Consider the following 15,363-nt stretch of genomic DNA (forward strand, 5'->3'; position numbering starts at 1 on the left):
ACTATACTTAGACATTCCGCGATAAATCCAGCGAAGCTCTCTCCTCTGCCTCGCATACGTCTGGAGACTGAAATGTTGGTAAGACAGGTTGAAAACGTTCTGGACCTGCTGGAATTTTTTGCCGACCGCGGATCCTCTGCCAGCCTTGCGGAAGTCTCGCAGCATTTCGGCTGGCCCCGGTCTTCGGCCTACAATCTTCTGTCGACCCTGAACGCGCGCGGTTACCTCTACGAACCTTCGGTACGCGGCCGGTATTATCCGACGCCGCGTTGGTATGCCATTGCAGAGCAGATCTCGACCGCTGAGCCTGTGCCTGAGGATCTGGTGCGTCTGGGACGCACGTTGCGGGACCTGACGGGCGAAACCGTGTGCATCGGCGCTGAGGCGGGGTCGAGCGTGGTGTTTCTTGAAGTCGTGTCCTCACCGGTTCGCGTGCGTTATGCCGCCGAAGTCGGCCAGAGAATTCCACTTCACGCGACCGCCTCTGGCTGGTCGATCCTCAGCCAATGGAGCGCCGCCCGACGCGCCTCATTCTTGCGCAAGGTCGAATTCGAACGCTACGGCTCGGGATCGCCGATGAGCGTCGACGCTGTAGAAGACCGGATCCGTTCGGGCCTGCACAACGGCTGGTTCAACAGCGCGTCGAGCTACAGCGTCGATCTCGGCGGCGTGTCCATCCCGCTGATCGTGGCCCAAAGGGTCTATTCCTTTACCGTCGCGGGGCCACTGAATCGGATCGAAGACAAGATACCGCGCATTGCCGCTCAGGTGCACGAAGCGGTTTCGCAGTGCTTCGGCGCCGATTACCTGACGTCCACCATCCCCAATCTGCGAACGCCACCGCATAGCCCGGCCTGACCGAACACCCCAAAGAGACGTCATATGCAGCTTTTTGGAACGGTATCCTTGCCGGGATGAGCGTGAGGTCGGCGCGCAGTATCGGACCAATGGCCGAACGGTCACCGACACCGCTGTGCTGGATCGCTCTTTCTTGATCCGCTCGCCTGAGGCTGCCCGCAGCCTCGCCTCTGCTGTCTTGGCGGCCGCGCCGCCCGTGCCCGGATTGCGGCGGCGGTCGCAGCGAAAGGTGCATGGCCGGGCGTTTGCATCCGGTCAGGCGGAACGAGCCGTCAGTCACGCGCGCGCGGCGTTCCCGTGGCTTTCTTGATGCACTCCGGGCGACGGCCTGCCTCGGACCACCGCCGGTGTGACCCCTATGTTCTCCCCTTCCGTGAGCTGTTCAGAAAGCACCGACCGGCACATCGGGGGCGGGACGCGGCGGCATCCATGCCACCGAAAGGGCGGGACGGGCCGGCCGTGAAAAGCTTGGATAAAATAACTTTATATATGTACATTGCCAGAGAGACCTCTTAGCTTCCGGTCCTAATTCCCGCAGGGAGGAGGAACCTCATGAGCAAAGCTTCTGAAACGGATCTGGTGCAATATCCGCATCTGTACATCGGTGGAGAATGGGTGCTGCCCGAGGACGGTGGCGTGATCGCGAGTCTGGATCCTTCCACAGGAAAGCCCTGGGCCGAAGTCGCCTACGCCGGCAAGCGTGACATCGACCGCGCGGTTTCGGCGGCGCGCACGGCGTTCGACGGTGCATGGGGCCGGTCTACCGGGCAGGAACGTGCCGCGCTGCTGTACAAGGTGGCGGCGATCTACCGCGAGCGTGCCGAAGAGCTGACCCTGCTTGAATCCCGCGATTCCGGCCGGGCTCTGCGCGAGACGCGGGGCGACATTGCCGCGCACGCGAACTGGTATCAGTGGTTTGCCTCATTGGCGGACAAGATCTGGGGCCAGACGATCCCGATGGACGAGTCCGTGCACATCTTTACCTCTCGCCTTCCGGTCGGGGTTGTGGGTGCGATCACGCCGTGGAACGCGCCGTTGCTGACCACCGCCTGGAAACTGGGCCCCGCGCTCGCCGCGGGATGCACCGTCGTCCTGAAACCCGCCGAGCTGACACCTGTAACGGCGATGGAACTTGCAAAGATCTTCGATGAGGCCGGCTTTCCGCCGGGCGTTGTCAATGTCGTTCCGGGATACGGCAAGGGCGGTGCGGGCGAGTACCTGGTAGAACACCCGGATGTCGACAAGATCGCCTTTACCGGCGAGGGCAATACCGCACGCAGCATTCTCAGGACGGGTGCCGCCACGCTGAAACGGTTTTCCTTCGAACTGGGCGGGAAATCGCCCCATATCATCTTTGCAGATGCCGATCTGGATCAGGCGCTGAACGCCGCGACCGGATCGGCCTGGGCGGTTTGCGGACAAAGCTGCGCGCTTGGCAGCCGTGTCCTGGTCGAACGTCCGGTCTATGATCGCGTCGTCGAGGCGTTTGCCGAACGCGCCGGAAAGGTTCGGGTCGGAATGCCGCTTGATGAAGCCACCCATATGGGGCCGCAGGTCGGCCCAGAGCAGCTCGAAAAGACGCTGCGCTATGTCGAGTCGGGAAAGCAACAGGGCGCAAACCTGGTCACGGGCGGACAGCGGATCGACACGGGTGCAATGGCCGACGGTTACTTCGTCCAGCCAACCGTCTTTGCGGGTGTGGACAATTCGATGGCGATTGCACGCGAAGAGATCTTCGGCCCGGTGGCGTCGCTGATACCTTTCGATGGTGAAGACGAAGCCGTGCATATCGCCAATGACACCGCATATGGGCTGACCGCGGGGCTGTGGTCGCGCGATGTCGGGCGGGCCCATAGGGTCGCGGCGCGGATTCGTGCCGGGATCGTCTGGGTGAATACCTACCGCTATATCCGATGGACCACCCCCTACGGTGGATTCAAGGCCAGTGGCTGGGGCCGAGAAAACGGGATGGAGGCGCTTGACAGCTACCTCGAAACGCGCACGACCGTGGTCAGCACCACGGGCCAGTTTCCCGATGTTTATGCAACCTGAGGACAGAGAACGATGAGACTTGAAGGTAAACTGGCAGTTATCACCGCCGCCGCATCCGGAATGGGAAGCGAGGGCGTGAAACTTTTCGCCCGCGAAGGTGCCCGTGTTTGCGCGATCGACATGAACGGCGAAGCGCTTGCCAGGCTGGCGAAAGATATGGCGGAAAAGGGAACGCCGATCGAAACTGTCACCGCGGATCTGACGGAGCCAGAGATGATACGCGGCAGTGTCAACGAGGCCGCCGAAAAGCTTGGCGGAATAGACATAATGTGGGCGCACGCGGGCATTCCCGGCCCCTCCGGGATCGAGGATCTCGATCTGGACGCGTATCGCAAGGCGATGGCGGTCAATGTCGATTCGGCGGCTTTGGGGGCCGGAGAGGTCATAAAGCACATGCGCAAGCGCGGCGGCGGATCGCTGGTCTTTACGGCTTCGGTTTCGGGTCTCGTGGGATCGCGCTTCTCGCCGGTGTATTCCGCCGGGAAATTCGCGGTTGTCGGTCTGGCCAAGTCGTTGGCGCAAACCTTTGCCCCCGATAATGTACGGGTAAATGTCGTCTGCCCCGGGCTTGCCGACACGCCGATGGGCGTGAAATTCGTGAGCCGCAAGGAGGACCCCGACGAGGCAAAGGCCAATACCGAGATGATGGTTTCGGCGGTGCCGCTGGCACGTCTGGTCCGGCCCGAAGAGATCGCCCATGCAGCGCTATGGCTGGCGTCTGATGACGCGTCATTTGTGACCGGCGTGGAATTGCCGGTAGACGGCGGCTTTACCTGCCGTTGACACATCAGCGGGCCGCGACGTTGAGCGGCCCGCTGTTCTTGACCGACCCGTCAGGCGGGTTTGGTGGTTTCGCCGGAAAAGACGCCCGCCGAGACAATATGAAACCCTTCGTCTTGTTCGGTCGCGTTCAGCGTCATGAGGCAGAGGGAAATGTTGCCGTGCTCGGTCACGGTTTGGCTGGCGCATGTTCGAGGACAGTACCGGCTGTGGCGCCCTCATAACGTAAACCTGCCGTGTGATTGCCGCTTTCAGATGGCGGTCCCTGTGGTCACGTCTTCCCCCTCCGGCCCGGTCGCAGCCGAGTGCTTTGAAGTCGGCGCCATCGACCGGACGATCCCCCGCGCGATCAGATCCGAGATCGTGTCTTGCGACAGGCCCATCTCGGTCAGACACTCGATTGTATGCTCCCCCAGGTTTGGCACGGGGCGTGTGGCGGTGATCGGTGTGCCTGACATCTTGACCGGGTTCGCCATGGTCAGGATCGGGCCTTCGGTCGGGTGCTCGAAGGGGCGGAAAAAATTGACCTGTTCGAGATGCTTGTCCTTCAGGATGCTCTGGAGGTCGTGCATCCACAGCATGGGGACGTCGATTTCGTTGAACAGGTCCATCCATTCCGCCGAGGTGCGGGTCAGCATCACATCGGACAGCTCGCCATAGACAACATCGAGATTGGCCATCCGCGACGAAAACGTGGCATAGCGCGGATCAGCGTCCATCAGATCCGCCCGGCCGGTCGCGGCGAGGAAACGGCGCCAGTGGTCGTCGGTATAGATCAACGTGCAGACATAGCCGTCGGCGGTCTTGTAGGGGCGCCGGTCGGGGGAGAGTTGCCGGGCGTAGCCGCCCCCGTCCAGCGGCGGATCGTAGGTAAGCCCGCCCAAATGGTCGCCGAGGATAAAGGCCGCCATGGTCTCGAACATCGGCACATCGACGCGCTGTCCCTTGCCCGTGCGTCCACACGAAACCAGCGCGGCGAGAATGGCGCTCAGCGTCGTCATGGCGACAATTCGGTCGGCGATCGCTGCGGGGACATATCGGGGCTCGTCGCTGCCCGCGAGGGTGAAAAGATAGGGTATGCAAGCCCCGCCCTGGATCAGATCGTCGTATGCGGGGTTGGCGGCATAGGGGCCGTCTTGTCCGTAGCCATAGCAGCCGGCATAGACGATCCGGGGATTGACCGCGGCGATCTCTTCATAAGAAAGGCCCAGCCGTTCCATTGCCGCGGGGCGTATGTTGTAGACCAGCACATCGGCTTCGCGGCACATGTCGAGCAAAAGCTGCCGACCCTCGCCGGTCTTGAGATCAATGGAAATCGACCGTTTGGACCTGTTTGTGTTCAGGAACAGCGGTCCCATGCCTGGCGAACGCATTGGTCCGATCTCGCGGACCAGATCCCCCATGGGGGCCTCGACCTTCACCACATCGGCCCCGTAATCCGCAAGGAACTGTGTCGTGTAGGGTCCCATCAGGACAGAAGTCAGGTCTACGATCCGAATTCCAGATAGGGCGCCCATAAAAGTTCCTGTCATAGTTCATGTATGTAGACCGATATAACACAATTATGCATGGATGTGGGTGAAGGCAAGCCAAATGTTTGCCTCGACCCCGCGACGGTTCATGATCCTCACAAGACAGCATGGGCATATATATGGGCAAGTGTCCGGCGCCGCCCTGACCGACAGGATACTGGGCTGACGGTGCCCATCCCGAGGCGCTTCATGGCGGGCAGGCCGGGCCACAAGAGGCGGCTCCGGACGAACGATGAGAAGCGGAAGCCCTGCAAGCAGGCTTTGGCACCCGGCGCATCCTCGTCTTTCGCGTTCAGGCAAAGACCTCAAGCCGCGCGCCAGCGACGCCTGACAGAAGGCGCAGCGCCGTGGCTTCGTTCTCGGCCAGGCACAGGGCGGTAGAAAGGGCGTCGGCCAACGCGGCGCTCTCGGCGCTGACCGAGACCTGCCGTGGCGCAACCGGCGCGGTCTGTACCGGGTGCAGGATATGGCCCTGCGTGCCTTCGGCATCCAGAACCGTCCCGAGGCTGGCGGACGTCGCCAGGGCGCGATCGTGCAAGATCAGCCGCCTGTTGGTGTTGGCTACCGAGACCGGCCATCCCCCATGTCCTGCCGGGGCGCCATGTGCGGCGATCTCTCCGGTGTCGACAAGCACATCCCGCAGCCCCTCGGCCTTCAGCCGCCGGGCAACCCGATCCGCAATATAGCCCTGCGCGATGCCGTTCAGGGTCAATGCCTGCCCCGCGCCCAGCCGGATTTCTGCCGCGTCAAAGGACACCGCGTCAAAGCCGATCCGCGCGCGCGCCGTTTGCACCGCGTCGGGGGCCGGGGTGCGCCCCGCCGCATGAGCTTTGGCCAGCACCACCCAGAGCGGCTGCACCGTGGGATCGAACCGCCATTCGGTCGCGCGATGCGCCAGCCGCGCCTGCGCAAGACAATCGAGCAGCTCGAACGAGGGCGCGGACAGCCTGCCGTCGCGGTTCAGACGGCTGAGTTCGGATTCGCCCCGGTACAGGCTGAACACCCGTTCCAGCCGCTCGATTTCACTCCGCGCGACGGCGATCAGCCGCGCCGAGTCGGGGTGATCCATCAGGATCTGCGTATGGGCGCCAAGCGCCGAGCCTTCCCAGCGGGCCAGATCGGCGGGCAGGGCTGTCGCCAGCCCCGAGGCCGCGGCGGCGATCAGCAAGCGGCGGCGGGTGATAAAGGCGGTCATGATCCATCTCCTGTGCTGGACAGACGCCGCAGACGGTCGGCCATATCCGGATCGGCGTCCGCGCCGGGTGCGGCGGGTGCCGGAGTCACAAGATCTCGGGCACGGATGTCGTCGAAGGCGCGCACATGACCGCCATACACCGTGGCAAAAGCCCCGGCGGCTTCGGGCGTGGCAAAGGGCACGAACTCCGGTGCCTGCATCCCGCCCATGCGGTCGGAGCCGATGACGAAATAGCCGGCCTGCGCGGTGATCCACGCGCCCGGCGTCTCCCATGTCGCGCCGGTCATGTCCTGCACATAGGCTGCGGTCACCGCGTGGCTTTGTTCCGGCATGTGCAGGTAGGCCAACGCGTCGCGCACCTGGCTGAAGAACAGCGGTGCGGGCATCCCGTCAAGATGGATCTGCGCCTTGGGGCCGTCATGTTCGATCAGCGCCATCTGGCAGTAAAACCCAGCCGCCTCGGCGGTGATCTCGACCGGCGCCGGAAGGTCCGCGGTCTCTTCCTTGCAGCCCGCCAGCAGCGCCAGCAGAATGAGCGTGATCGGAATCATGCGTTTCATGGTTGCACCCTCGCGAAACTCAGCCGCGCCAGAGCGGCGGCCAGCACCGGCCAGAGCAGGAGCGAAGTCAAAGGTTTCCAGATGGCGATGCTGTTTGCCGCCCCCGCGAGGCCCGAAGCCGCGTCCACGGCCTGCGACGCGGCAAGATTGAAGAGGCGGAAGGCGTCGGCGGGGTTCAGCACCAGCGCCCAAGGGAAAACCCGCGTCGTGAAGGCCCCGCCATTGTCGGCCATGACAGCGGCCAGCAAGCCAAGATCATAGAGCACGATCATCACCAGCCACAGCCCGATGACCAGAGCCGCCGCGCCCGACGCGCGCCGCGCCACGCAGGACATGGCATGGCCCAGCGACAGGAAGGCGGCTCCCAGCAGCGCCGAGGTCCAGGTCAGCCGCCAGAGCGCACCCAGCCCCGCGGCGGCATCCGCGCCGCCCGCGCCAAAGGCCATGGCAGCGGCGGCGGCGTAGCCCGCGAGCACCGCAAGGATCACCACGGCCAGTTGCGCCAGAAGCTTGCCCATCAGCAATTCGGACCGCGACAGCGGATAGGTCAGGTCCAGCTGCAGGGTGCCGCGCTCGGCCTCTCCGGCGACGGCATCGAAAGAGATCAGCAGGGCAATCAGCGGCACGAGGTAGACCGCCAGCGACACGAGGCTAGCCACGATCACCGACAGCGGGTCGGCCGCAAGACCCGATGCCCCAGCCCCGGCAGCCGACAGCACCAGCGAAAACAGCACCATCATCGCCGCACCCACCGCCACCCAGCGGTTGCGCAGCGCGATGCGGAATTCGATCCCGGCGGTCGAGAGGACACGGCCCGGCATCACGCGGCCCTCCCGTTTTCCCGGCCACTGATCTGTGCATAGAGATCGTCCAGCGTCGGTGACGAAAGATCGAAATCTGCGATCAGGTCGCGCCGCGCGGCAATCCGTTCCAGCACTGTCAGCTTGTCCTCTTGCGGGCAGGCCAGGATCAGCCGGTCGCCCTCGGCCTGTGCCTCGGGGAAGGCTTGGGCCAACGCGGCCCCCTGACCCGCGCGCGCCGCGAGATGCACCGTCAGCGGCAGGGTGGCTGCGCGGCGCAGGTCCGCCAGCGTGCCCTGCGCGACCATCCGGCTCTGTGCCAGCACCACAATGCGGTCGGTGCGCGCCTCAAGCTCGGACAGCGCGTGCGAGGACAGCAGGATCGCCGCCCCCCGCTCCGCCAGCTCGTCCAGCAGCGCATAGAAATCCCGGCGCGAAATCGGGTCAAGGCCGGTCGTCGGCTCGTCCAGAACCATCAGCCGGGGCGTGCCGATCAGCGCCTGAGCCAGCCCGACGCGCTGCCGCATCCCCTTGGAATAGCCGCCGATGCGCCGCCCGCCAGCATCGCCCAGCCCGACCTTTTCCAGCAGCGCATCCGCCCCGCGCGGGTCCTGCCCGCGCAGACGCAGGTAGTGGCGCAGCATCTCGCGGCCGGTCAGAGACGGATGAAACGCCGCGTTTTCCGGCAGGTAGGCGGTCAGCGACCGCGCAACCGCGCTGCCCGGCGGGTGGCCCGCGATCTGCACCGTGCCCCCGTCGGGCGTCAGCAGACCAAGGATCAGCTTCATCATCGTCGACTTGCCCGCGCCGTTGTGGCCAAGCAGGGCCACACGCTCTCCGGGTGAGATGTCCAGCGACACCGCATCCAGCGCGGTCTGCTTGCCAAACCTTTTGGTCAGGTCAGTCAATGCGAGAATCGTCATCACGGACTCCTTGGGCCCAGAGCGGCACCGCGCCGGCCAGTCGTTCGAAGCGCTCCGGCAGTTCTGGCACCGGCGCGCCGGTCAGCGGATGGCTGTCCACCACGCCCCCCGTCCGCGCGGCCGGAAACTGCGCCTGGCTCCAGCGCACCAGTTGCACCGCGGGTGCACCCATCAGCAGCTTGGCCGCCGGTTGCGACCACAGGATGTGGTCCATCAGATCGTTGGGCCGATATGCGCTGTCCGCCCGCCCGTCACCGTCGAGGTCAAAGACCACGTGGTCGGACCAGTAATTGCCGCGCCCTTCAAAGCTCCATTCCACATCGGTGGTGCCGACGTATTTCACCTGCGTGCGGTTGCCGATAAAGGCGTTGCCCGTAATGGTGTTGCGCTCGGAGCCCGCGGTGAAGTGGACGCCGATCTCGCATCCCTGAAAGACGTTGTCGGCCAGCAGGTTGCGGTGGGCGTTATAGACGAAGGTGCATTTCCCGGTCCCCCCGGTCACAAAGTTGCCGAAGATGTCGGACTGGTTGGTGTAGTTCAGCATCACGCCGTGGTCGCGGTCGTTGATCGAGACGTTGCCCCTGGCCACGATCCGGTCCGAATACATCAGCGCATAGCCAAGGTGATTGCCGATCGAGACGTTGTCCGCGATCACGCTGTCGTTCGTGTACATGTAGTGCACGGCAAACCGCAGGTCGCGGAAAAGATTGCCGCGATAGGTGTTGCGCTTCGAGGTGTTCGAGAAGATGCCGTCGCGGCCATAGCGGATCTCGTTGTCCTCCACCACAGAACCCGGCGCGTTCCAGACATAGACACCGTTGCCCCGGTCGTTCATCCGGCGCAGGCGCAGACCTTCGATGCGGTTGCCTTTGACCAGCGCATCCCGCGCGCCGTGAATATCGACGCCCACGAGGTTGCCGCGCATGTCGTTGTCCAGCACCCGCGCGCCGCGGGCGGTCTTGGTCAGCTTGATCCCGCTGTCGAGCGTTTCCGCAGAGCGCCCGGAGTTGACAACCGTCAGCCCACGCACGGTCACGTCAGGCGCGGCGACGGTGATGACCGTCCCCCGCCCGCCCGCATCGACCACGGCGCCCGGATCGCCGGTCAGGGTCAGAGAGGAATTTATGGTCACCGGGCCGGCGTGCCGCCCCGGTGCAAGGATAAGGCTGTCGCCTTGCCCGGCCCGCGCCAGCGCATCCTCCAGCGCGCCGGGCCGGGGCGGCACCGCGATACGCTCTGCCCAGGCGGGCAAAGCGATCAGGCACAGAAGGAAGGCGATCCGTCGCATCAGCCGGCCCTTGGTTCGACGAGCATGCGGCCGCGCATCTCCATGTGGAGCGCGTGGCAGAACCACTGGCAATAGTACCAGTAGACGCCCGGTTTCGCCGCCGTGAAGGTGACAGAGGCCGTGGCCTGCGGCGCCACCTCCATGGCGACCCCGTGGTTGTTCAGGCAGAAGCCATGGGTCAGGTCGTCGATGTCGTCGAGGTTGGTGACATGGACCGTGACCTCGTCGCCTTCGGTCACGGTAAAGCTCTCCATGCTGAACGCGGGCGCGTTGCTGGACATGTAGACCCGCACCTTGTTGCCGTCGCGGATCACCTCTTCCTGCCAGTCGTCAAGATCGACGCCATCCGCCTCGGCCTGTGCCCGCGCATCGGCCCACATCGGATCGTTGCGGTCCCAGACCGACCTGGGATTTACCTTGGATCGATGCACAAGGATCGAATCGTGCGGTTCGGCAAAGGTCGGGCCGTCATGCAGAAGCGTCAGATCGTCGTCGTCGATGGCAAACAGCTGTTCGTTCTCGGGCTTGAGCGGTCCCACGTTCAGGAACCGGTCCTTCGAGAACTTGTTCATCGACAGATAGTACTTGGCAGTTGCATCCAGCGTCTCGCCCTCGCAGGTCGAGTTGTGGCCAGGCTGATAGTGGACGTCCTTCTTGGTGATGATCGGATCCACGGCTTCGCCATTATAGGCAGCGACGGCCTTTTCGATGTTCCACATCACCACCTGGCTGTCGAGGAACAGCGTGGTAAAGGCGTTGCCCCGGCCGTCGTAGCAGGTGTGAAGCGGCCCGAGGCCCAGTTCGGGTTCGGCCACCACCGCAGAGCGCGGCTCGGCGTCCTCTTCAAACAGCGCGTCAAGCTTGCGCACGTCGATCACCGACACGGTGGGCGACAGTTTGCCCGCCACGCAGAGGTGGATCCTGTCGGGGGCCATGTTGATGCCGTGCGGGCTGTTGGGGATGGGAATGTAGCGGGTGTATTTCTTGTTCTGCCCCTTGCGCCCGTCGATCACCGGCACGCCGTTGAGCACTTGCACATCGCCTTCGGCAATGCCTTTTTCGATCTCCTTGATATTGAAGACGACGACGTGGTCCATCTCGGACTCCATCATCTCGGCCAGGTTTATCCCCATTTCCGAGTTGTACGAGGTCGAAAAGGCGTATTTGCCATCGTAGTCGCAATCGGTGTTGTCAAGGTTGCCCGATACCATCACCTGCCAGGCGACGGTCATCTCATCCGCGTTGATGGCGGTGTAAAAGTTCACATATTTGTCGGGATCGTCCAGCACCGAACCGTCGTTGACCATCGGCACCTCGTCCTCGCCATTGGCGAAGACATAGTCGGTGCGCGGCCAGCGCTGCGGGCGCATACCGTGGATGGCCTTGGCGTTGGGAATGTCGATGATCCTGTCGCATTTCATCACGTCGCAGCGCACGCGGGCGACGCGGGTGTTGGCCTTGTCGTTCATGAACAGGAAACGACCGTCGTACCTGCCCTCGGTAAAGGACATGTGGACGTGGTGCAGGTCGCCGTTGTCGTGAACGGTCTTGCCCTGCGCCGCAAGGTATTCCTTCGTCTGCGGCAGCATGCCTTCCGTCAGCACCTTGAGGCTTTCGTTGGTCTGACCCCAACCTGTGGCCGAGCAGCGGTTGAACACCGGCACCCGCATCAGTTCACGCATGGAGGGGACGCCGAGGATGCGCATCTCGCCGGTCTGGCCCGAGGACCAGAAGCCGTAATATTCATCAAGCTCACCCGGTGCCGGGGTCGCATGGGCGGTCTCGGCCGCGGCGCTGGCCGCGCTGGTGGCGGTGATGGCGGCGGCGCCGCCCATCAGGCCCAGCCGTCCCCCCGCTCCGCCCAGAAGCGCCGCGCCGGTGGCCGTGGCGCCCATGAAGCCGCGACGGCTAAGTCCGTTGTTCCCGTTGTCAGACATGGCTTGTCTCCTTTTGTCTGTTCGGATGATTGGCGACCCCACCGCGCGGCTTTGCGCTGCGTTCGAGATCGGGTTGAGACACCGCCGCGCGCCGCTTCAACTGGCGGATCACGACGGGACATTTCGCTTCGGACTGGTAAAGCACCTGGCAATGCATGCAGTTCAGGCATTCGTTAGGGTTGATCTCGCCGGTCGGGTGGATCGCCTGAACCATGCATTCGTTGGCGCAGATCTGGCACGGGTTGCCACATTCCTTGTAACGCTTGAGCCAGTCGAACATCCGCAGCCGCGCCGGGATGGCCAGCGCCGCGCCCAGCGGACAGAGGTAGCGACAGTAAAAGCGTTCGACGAAAAGCCCGGCGATCAGCAGCGCTGCGGCATAGGCGACAAAGGGCCAGGCACGCACGAATTTCAGGATGATCGCGGTCTTGAACGGTTCGATCTCAGCCAGGTGTTCGGCCTGCTCGATCGACCCCAAAGAGACCCCGAAAAGCCCGAGGAAGATCATGTATTTCACGGCCCACAGCCGTTCGTGCAGGCCCCAGGGCAGCCTGACCTGCGGCACGCCGAGCTTGCGGGCGATGTGGTTGGTCAGTTCTTGCAGAGCGCCGAATGGGCAGAGCCAGCCGCAATAGGCCCCCCGGCCCCAGAACAGCAGCGCCGCAGCAACCGAAAACCAAAGGATGAAGGTCAGCGGGTCCAGCAGGAACGCCTGCCAGCTGAAATCCGCGGTCAGCGCACCGAACAGCGCCATCAGGTTGACGACGGACAACTGCGCATTGGCGTACCAGCCGAGAAACACCAGCGTCAGCGTCAAAAAGCCGTAGCGAAAGATTTTCACCGCGCGATCGGATTTCGTCAGCTGAATCTGAAAGAAGAACGCCAGCGTCAGGACGGCGATCATCGTGCTCAGAACCGCGACCTCGACGGCCTTGTCCTTCCAGATCCGCTGCCAGAGCGCGCTTTGCGCCGAGGCCTCGGCTTCGGGGGGGGCGACCACCGGCTGCGGCGCGGCCAGCGGTTGCAGAAAGGCCCGCGGCAACTGATAGCCCAGTTCGAAGGTGGTAAAGACCTTTTCGATGGCCGCCACTTCGCGATGCACCAACAGTTGCAGGCGGAACGGTTTCGTTGGGTCGAAGCCGCTGTTGGCGGGGATCTTGAACAGATCGCGCTCGGTGAATCCGGGCGCATCGTCCAGCGCGACGGGCCCCATGCGGCGGTGCCCGCGGTCGCGAAAGCGCACTGACACATCATCCTGGATCAGCACGATGCGGTCAAAGATACCCCCCCGCACATAGCCCGACCCCTTAAAGGAATAGAGGCCCCGCCCCACCACGGCGATCGCGTGCTCGCCTTCGTCCAGCCAGTCGCGCAGATTGGCATTCTCCGCCGCGCCCAGCACCGCTTCGCCAATGGCGGGAACGGACACCAGCGTCATCTGCATGTCGATGAAGGTGGTCTCGGGCGCATCGGTCAGGGCGCGCGCGGCGGCGCGCGGGTCGTCCACCGCCTCAAAGGCGGCGTTTACCTGCCCGACGTCCAGCGACAGGCGGCGCACGACCCCGTCGCCTTCCATCTGCATCCAGCTGTCGGGCTGCGGCGCATCTTCGCGCAGCACGAATTTCGGCCCGGACTCAATCACTTCGGACAGCCCGCCAAGACCAAGCGCCCGCGCCACCCTAAGCCCGGACCGGATGACGCCGTCGTCGATCACCATCACTGTCACGGTCGCTCCGCTGATGATGTCGAGATCATGGGCCGACCCGCCCGCCGCTGCCTCGTCCACCAGCGAGACTCCGCGATAGGCCTCCATCATGGCGCGGATCTCGCGCTCGGGGATGCCGATCAGAACGATGGGTTCGGAGTGTTTGACCAGGTCGACCCCAAGGATCGTGGCCGCGTCGTCGATGGCGACAAGTGTATGGATCGGCTTGCCGGAATAGCCGGTCGTGCCGACGAAATCCGAGGTCAGGAAGACATGGCCGACCGCCTTGCCCGCCTTCAGGATCGGGGCCACGGCAATGTCGTCGCGGATCGGGCCGAAGGCGTCGGCGCCTTCGACCAGCGCGGCCGGGTTGGCGCTGGACAGGAATTGCCGGAGTATCGGCTCTGCCTGCTGCGCTCCGGCCGAGAGCGGGGTAAGACACATGGCGGCCCATGCGCAGGCAGCAAGGATGAGGGAACGGATGGACATCGGTCAGGCACCTGTCACGGTTGGTGGGCCACGCGAGCGGTGTATCGAGACCCCTGAAGAGACGAAGCGCGCCGGGCGGTTCATGGCGGCCTGCCGGTTCCCCAGAACCGGCGCCGAACGCGATGCCGCCGCGTCCGCAATTGCGAAGGAAGCCAACATGCAATCGGCGCAGTGATCGCAGGAAGACGGCGCCGGTTCGACCGGGTTGCCGTTGCGGTCAAGAGTGATCGTCTCGATGCCCGAACTGCCGCAGATGACGATCGCCTGCTGTCCGGCCATCGCAAGACCATGCGCGAGCCGAAGGGAACCGCTCGCCGCGGTTGCAAGCCCCAGACCGAAGGCAAGGACCGGCAGCACCAGAATGATCGCAAGTCGTTTCATGCCTACAGCCTGTAGACCTGCGGAGGCGCGGCTCCTTGACCTAAATCAACCGTGGATGCCGGGACGTCCCGCGCACGCCCGATTCCGCCCCGAACCGTCGTCACCGGCGGGTCGGTCTCGCACGGGCGGACCGCTTTCCCGACTTGCCGTGGCGATCTGGAGCAGGGGGAGCTGTCTGCTCTGCACGCCGGGCCAGGGTTGCTGGACACAGGAATTTTCCGGCTGCTGCATGTTGCGGGTCAGGTGGGAACAGTCGCCGTTTTCGAGTGGGATGTCGGTGGTCACTGGCGTGTTGCCTGCATGTTTTGCGCGGCACGCCGTGTCATCCGTCGCAGTACCGAAGCCGTGTCGGTCTATCGACCAGGTCGATATTCTTGCGATTCGCCATGTTGGCCCGATTTGGCTTATCCCGATCATCGAGGATTTGTGTGCTTCGCCGACAGCCGTGGCGCGATGCCTGGCCGGTTCGGCATGTTTCGGACCCGTATGGCACCGGGCGCGATCGCCAGAACCTTGACAAGGATCCACGACAGCGCGGGCCCGATGTTGGTAAAGCGTTTGCTCGTGGCCTTAGGCTCAGGATCCATTGATTTCAGCCTGAGTAGATGATTCATCACTCGAAAAAGCGAGCGGTGACATGTCTGATCTCTTCTGGCTGAGCGACACACAGATGGCGCGTCTGGAACCTTACTTCCCAAAGTCCCACGGTAAGCCCGGGGTCGATGACCGGCGCGTTTTGAGTGGGATTATCTTTATCAATCGCAACGGGTTGCGCTGGCGAGATGCGCCGAAGGAGTATGGCCCTCACAAAACGCTCTATAATCGGTGGAAGCGTTGGAGCGACAAAGGCATCTTCGCGAAGA

13 protein-coding genes are annotated in these 15,363 nt (G+C 63.9%); 4 read left to right on the plus strand and 9 right to left on the minus strand.

All coding sequences use genetic code 11. From position 1 onward, the window contains the following. Nucleotides 1-72: 72 nt before the first annotated feature. The 3 genes from ATI53_RS15400 to ATI53_RS15410 all read left to right on the plus strand — a co-directional run bounded on the left by ATI53_RS15400 (nucleotide 73) and on the right by ATI53_RS15410 (nucleotide 3,693). Nucleotides 73-858 (plus strand): IclR family transcriptional regulator, encoded by a 786-nt coding sequence (locus ATI53_RS15400; protein WP_009503978.1) that lies wholly within the window; start codon nucleotides 73-75, stop codon nucleotides 856-858. 552 nt (nucleotides 859-1,410) lie between these two features. Beyond that, nucleotides 1,411-2,910 carry an aldehyde dehydrogenase gene (locus ATI53_RS15405; protein ID WP_009503977.1) on the plus strand — a complete coding sequence of 500 codons (1,500 nt, stop codon included), beginning with the start codon at nucleotides 1,411-1,413 and terminating at the stop codon, nucleotides 2,908-2,910. Nucleotides 2,911-2,922: 12 nt separating this feature from the next. Next, complete coding sequence (locus ATI53_RS15410; protein ID WP_009503976.1) at nucleotides 2,923-3,693, plus strand: SDR family NAD(P)-dependent oxidoreductase; 771 nt, start codon at nucleotides 2,923-2,925, stop codon at nucleotides 3,691-3,693. Nucleotides 3,694-3,941: 248 nt separating this feature from the next. Here ATI53_RS15410 and ATI53_RS15415 read toward each other — a convergent pair whose 3' ends face one another. From ATI53_RS15415 to ATI53_RS15455, 9 genes are all read right to left on the minus strand, one after another. Further along, nucleotides 3,942-5,222, minus strand: coding sequence for a CaiB/BaiF CoA transferase family protein (locus ATI53_RS15415; RefSeq protein WP_311136005.1), 1,281 nt, complete (start codon nucleotides 5,220-5,222; stop codon nucleotides 3,942-3,944). Nucleotides 5,223-5,514: 292 nt separating this feature from the next. Then, nucleotides 5,515-6,417 (minus strand): FAD:protein FMN transferase, encoded by a 903-nt coding sequence (locus tag ATI53_RS15420; protein WP_111550779.1) that lies wholly within the window; start codon nucleotides 6,415-6,417, stop codon nucleotides 5,515-5,517. Then, complete coding sequence (locus ATI53_RS15425) at nucleotides 6,414-6,977, minus strand: nitrous oxide reductase accessory protein NosL (RefSeq protein ID WP_111550780.1); 564 nt, start codon at nucleotides 6,975-6,977, stop codon at nucleotides 6,414-6,416. Before ATI53_RS15425 ends, ATI53_RS15420 begins: the two co-directional genes overlap by 4 nt. Further along, nucleotides 6,974-7,798 (minus strand): ABC transporter permease, encoded by an 825-nt coding sequence (locus ATI53_RS15430; protein WP_111550781.1) that lies wholly within the window; start codon nucleotides 7,796-7,798, stop codon nucleotides 6,974-6,976. The genes ATI53_RS15425 and ATI53_RS15430 overlap by 4 nt, the downstream gene beginning before the upstream one ends. Then, a complete protein-coding gene (locus ATI53_RS15435) occupies nucleotides 7,798-8,700 on the minus strand; it encodes an ABC transporter ATP-binding protein (protein ID WP_009503971.1) in 903 nt (300 codons plus the stop codon). The genes ATI53_RS15430 and ATI53_RS15435 overlap by 1 nt, the downstream gene beginning before the upstream one ends. Beyond that, on the minus strand, nucleotides 8,678-9,988 hold the full coding sequence (locus tag ATI53_RS15440) for a nitrous oxide reductase family maturation protein NosD (protein WP_009503970.1): 1,311 nt from the start codon (nucleotides 9,986-9,988) through the stop codon (nucleotides 8,678-8,680). The genes ATI53_RS15435 and ATI53_RS15440 overlap by 23 nt, the downstream gene beginning before the upstream one ends. Beyond that, on the minus strand, nucleotides 9,988-11,925 hold the full coding sequence (gene nosZ, locus ATI53_RS15445; RefSeq protein ID WP_009503969.1) for a TAT-dependent nitrous-oxide reductase: 1,938 nt from the start codon (nucleotides 11,923-11,925) through the stop codon (nucleotides 9,988-9,990). The genes ATI53_RS15440 and nosZ overlap by 1 nt, the downstream gene beginning before the upstream one ends. Then, the gene (locus tag ATI53_RS15450; RefSeq protein WP_111550782.1) at nucleotides 11,918-14,119 is read right to left on the minus strand and encodes a NosR/NirI family protein; all 2,202 of its coding nucleotides are present in this window, start codon (nucleotides 14,117-14,119) and stop codon (nucleotides 11,918-11,920) included. The genes nosZ and ATI53_RS15450 overlap by 8 nt, the downstream gene beginning before the upstream one ends. 3 nt (nucleotides 14,120-14,122) lie before the next feature. Continuing rightward, a complete protein-coding gene (locus ATI53_RS15455) occupies nucleotides 14,123-14,476 on the minus strand; it encodes a hypothetical protein (protein ID WP_146609937.1) in 354 nt (117 codons plus the stop codon). Nucleotides 14,477-15,137: 661 nt separating this feature from the next. Here ATI53_RS15455 and ATI53_RS15460 point away from each other — a divergent pair. Continuing rightward, nucleotides 15,138-15,363: transposase (locus ATI53_RS15460; protein ID WP_146609938.1), on the plus strand; the 226-nt coding region annotated here is incomplete at its 3' end.

Source organism: Salipiger aestuarii, assembly GCF_003259905.1.
Lineage (GTDB): Bacteria > Pseudomonadota > Alphaproteobacteria > Rhodobacterales > Rhodobacteraceae > Salipiger > Salipiger aestuarii.

Excerpts from the sequence above, each read along its gene's own strand:
- ATI53_RS15410 (WP_009503976.1), top strand. The coding sequence starts at position 2,923 with ATGAGACTTGAAGGTAAACTGGCAGTTATCACCGCCGCCGCATCCGGA.
- nosZ (WP_009503969.1), bottom strand. The coding sequence starts at position 11,925 with ATGTCTGACAACGGGAACAACGGACTTAGCCGTCGCGGCTTCATGGGC.
- ATI53_RS15415 (WP_311136005.1), bottom strand. The coding sequence starts at position 5,222 with ATGACAGGAACTTTTATGGGCGCCCTATCTGGAATTCGGATCGTAGAC.
- ATI53_RS15400 (WP_009503978.1), top strand. The coding sequence starts at position 73 with ATGTTGGTAAGACAGGTTGAAAACGTTCTGGACCTGCTGGAATTTTTT.
- ATI53_RS15405 (WP_009503977.1), top strand. The coding sequence starts at position 1,411 with ATGAGCAAAGCTTCTGAAACGGATCTGGTGCAATATCCGCATCTGTAC.
- ATI53_RS15425 (WP_111550780.1), bottom strand. The coding sequence starts at position 6,977 with ATGAAACGCATGATTCCGATCACGCTCATTCTGCTGGCGCTGCTGGCG.
- ATI53_RS15420 (WP_111550779.1), bottom strand. The coding sequence starts at position 6,417 with ATGACCGCCTTTATCACCCGCCGCCGCTTGCTGATCGCCGCCGCGGCC.
- ATI53_RS15440 (WP_009503970.1), bottom strand. The coding sequence starts at position 9,988 with ATGCGACGGATCGCCTTCCTTCTGTGCCTGATCGCTTTGCCCGCCTGG.
- ATI53_RS15430 (WP_111550781.1), bottom strand. The coding sequence starts at position 7,798 with ATGCCGGGCCGTGTCCTCTCGACCGCCGGGATCGAATTCCGCATCGCG.
- ATI53_RS15435 (WP_009503971.1), bottom strand. The coding sequence starts at position 8,700 with ATGACGATTCTCGCATTGACTGACCTGACCAAAAGGTTTGGCAAGCAG.
- ATI53_RS15450 (WP_111550782.1), bottom strand. The coding sequence starts at position 14,119 with ATGTCCATCCGTTCCCTCATCCTTGCTGCCTGCGCATGGGCCGCCATG.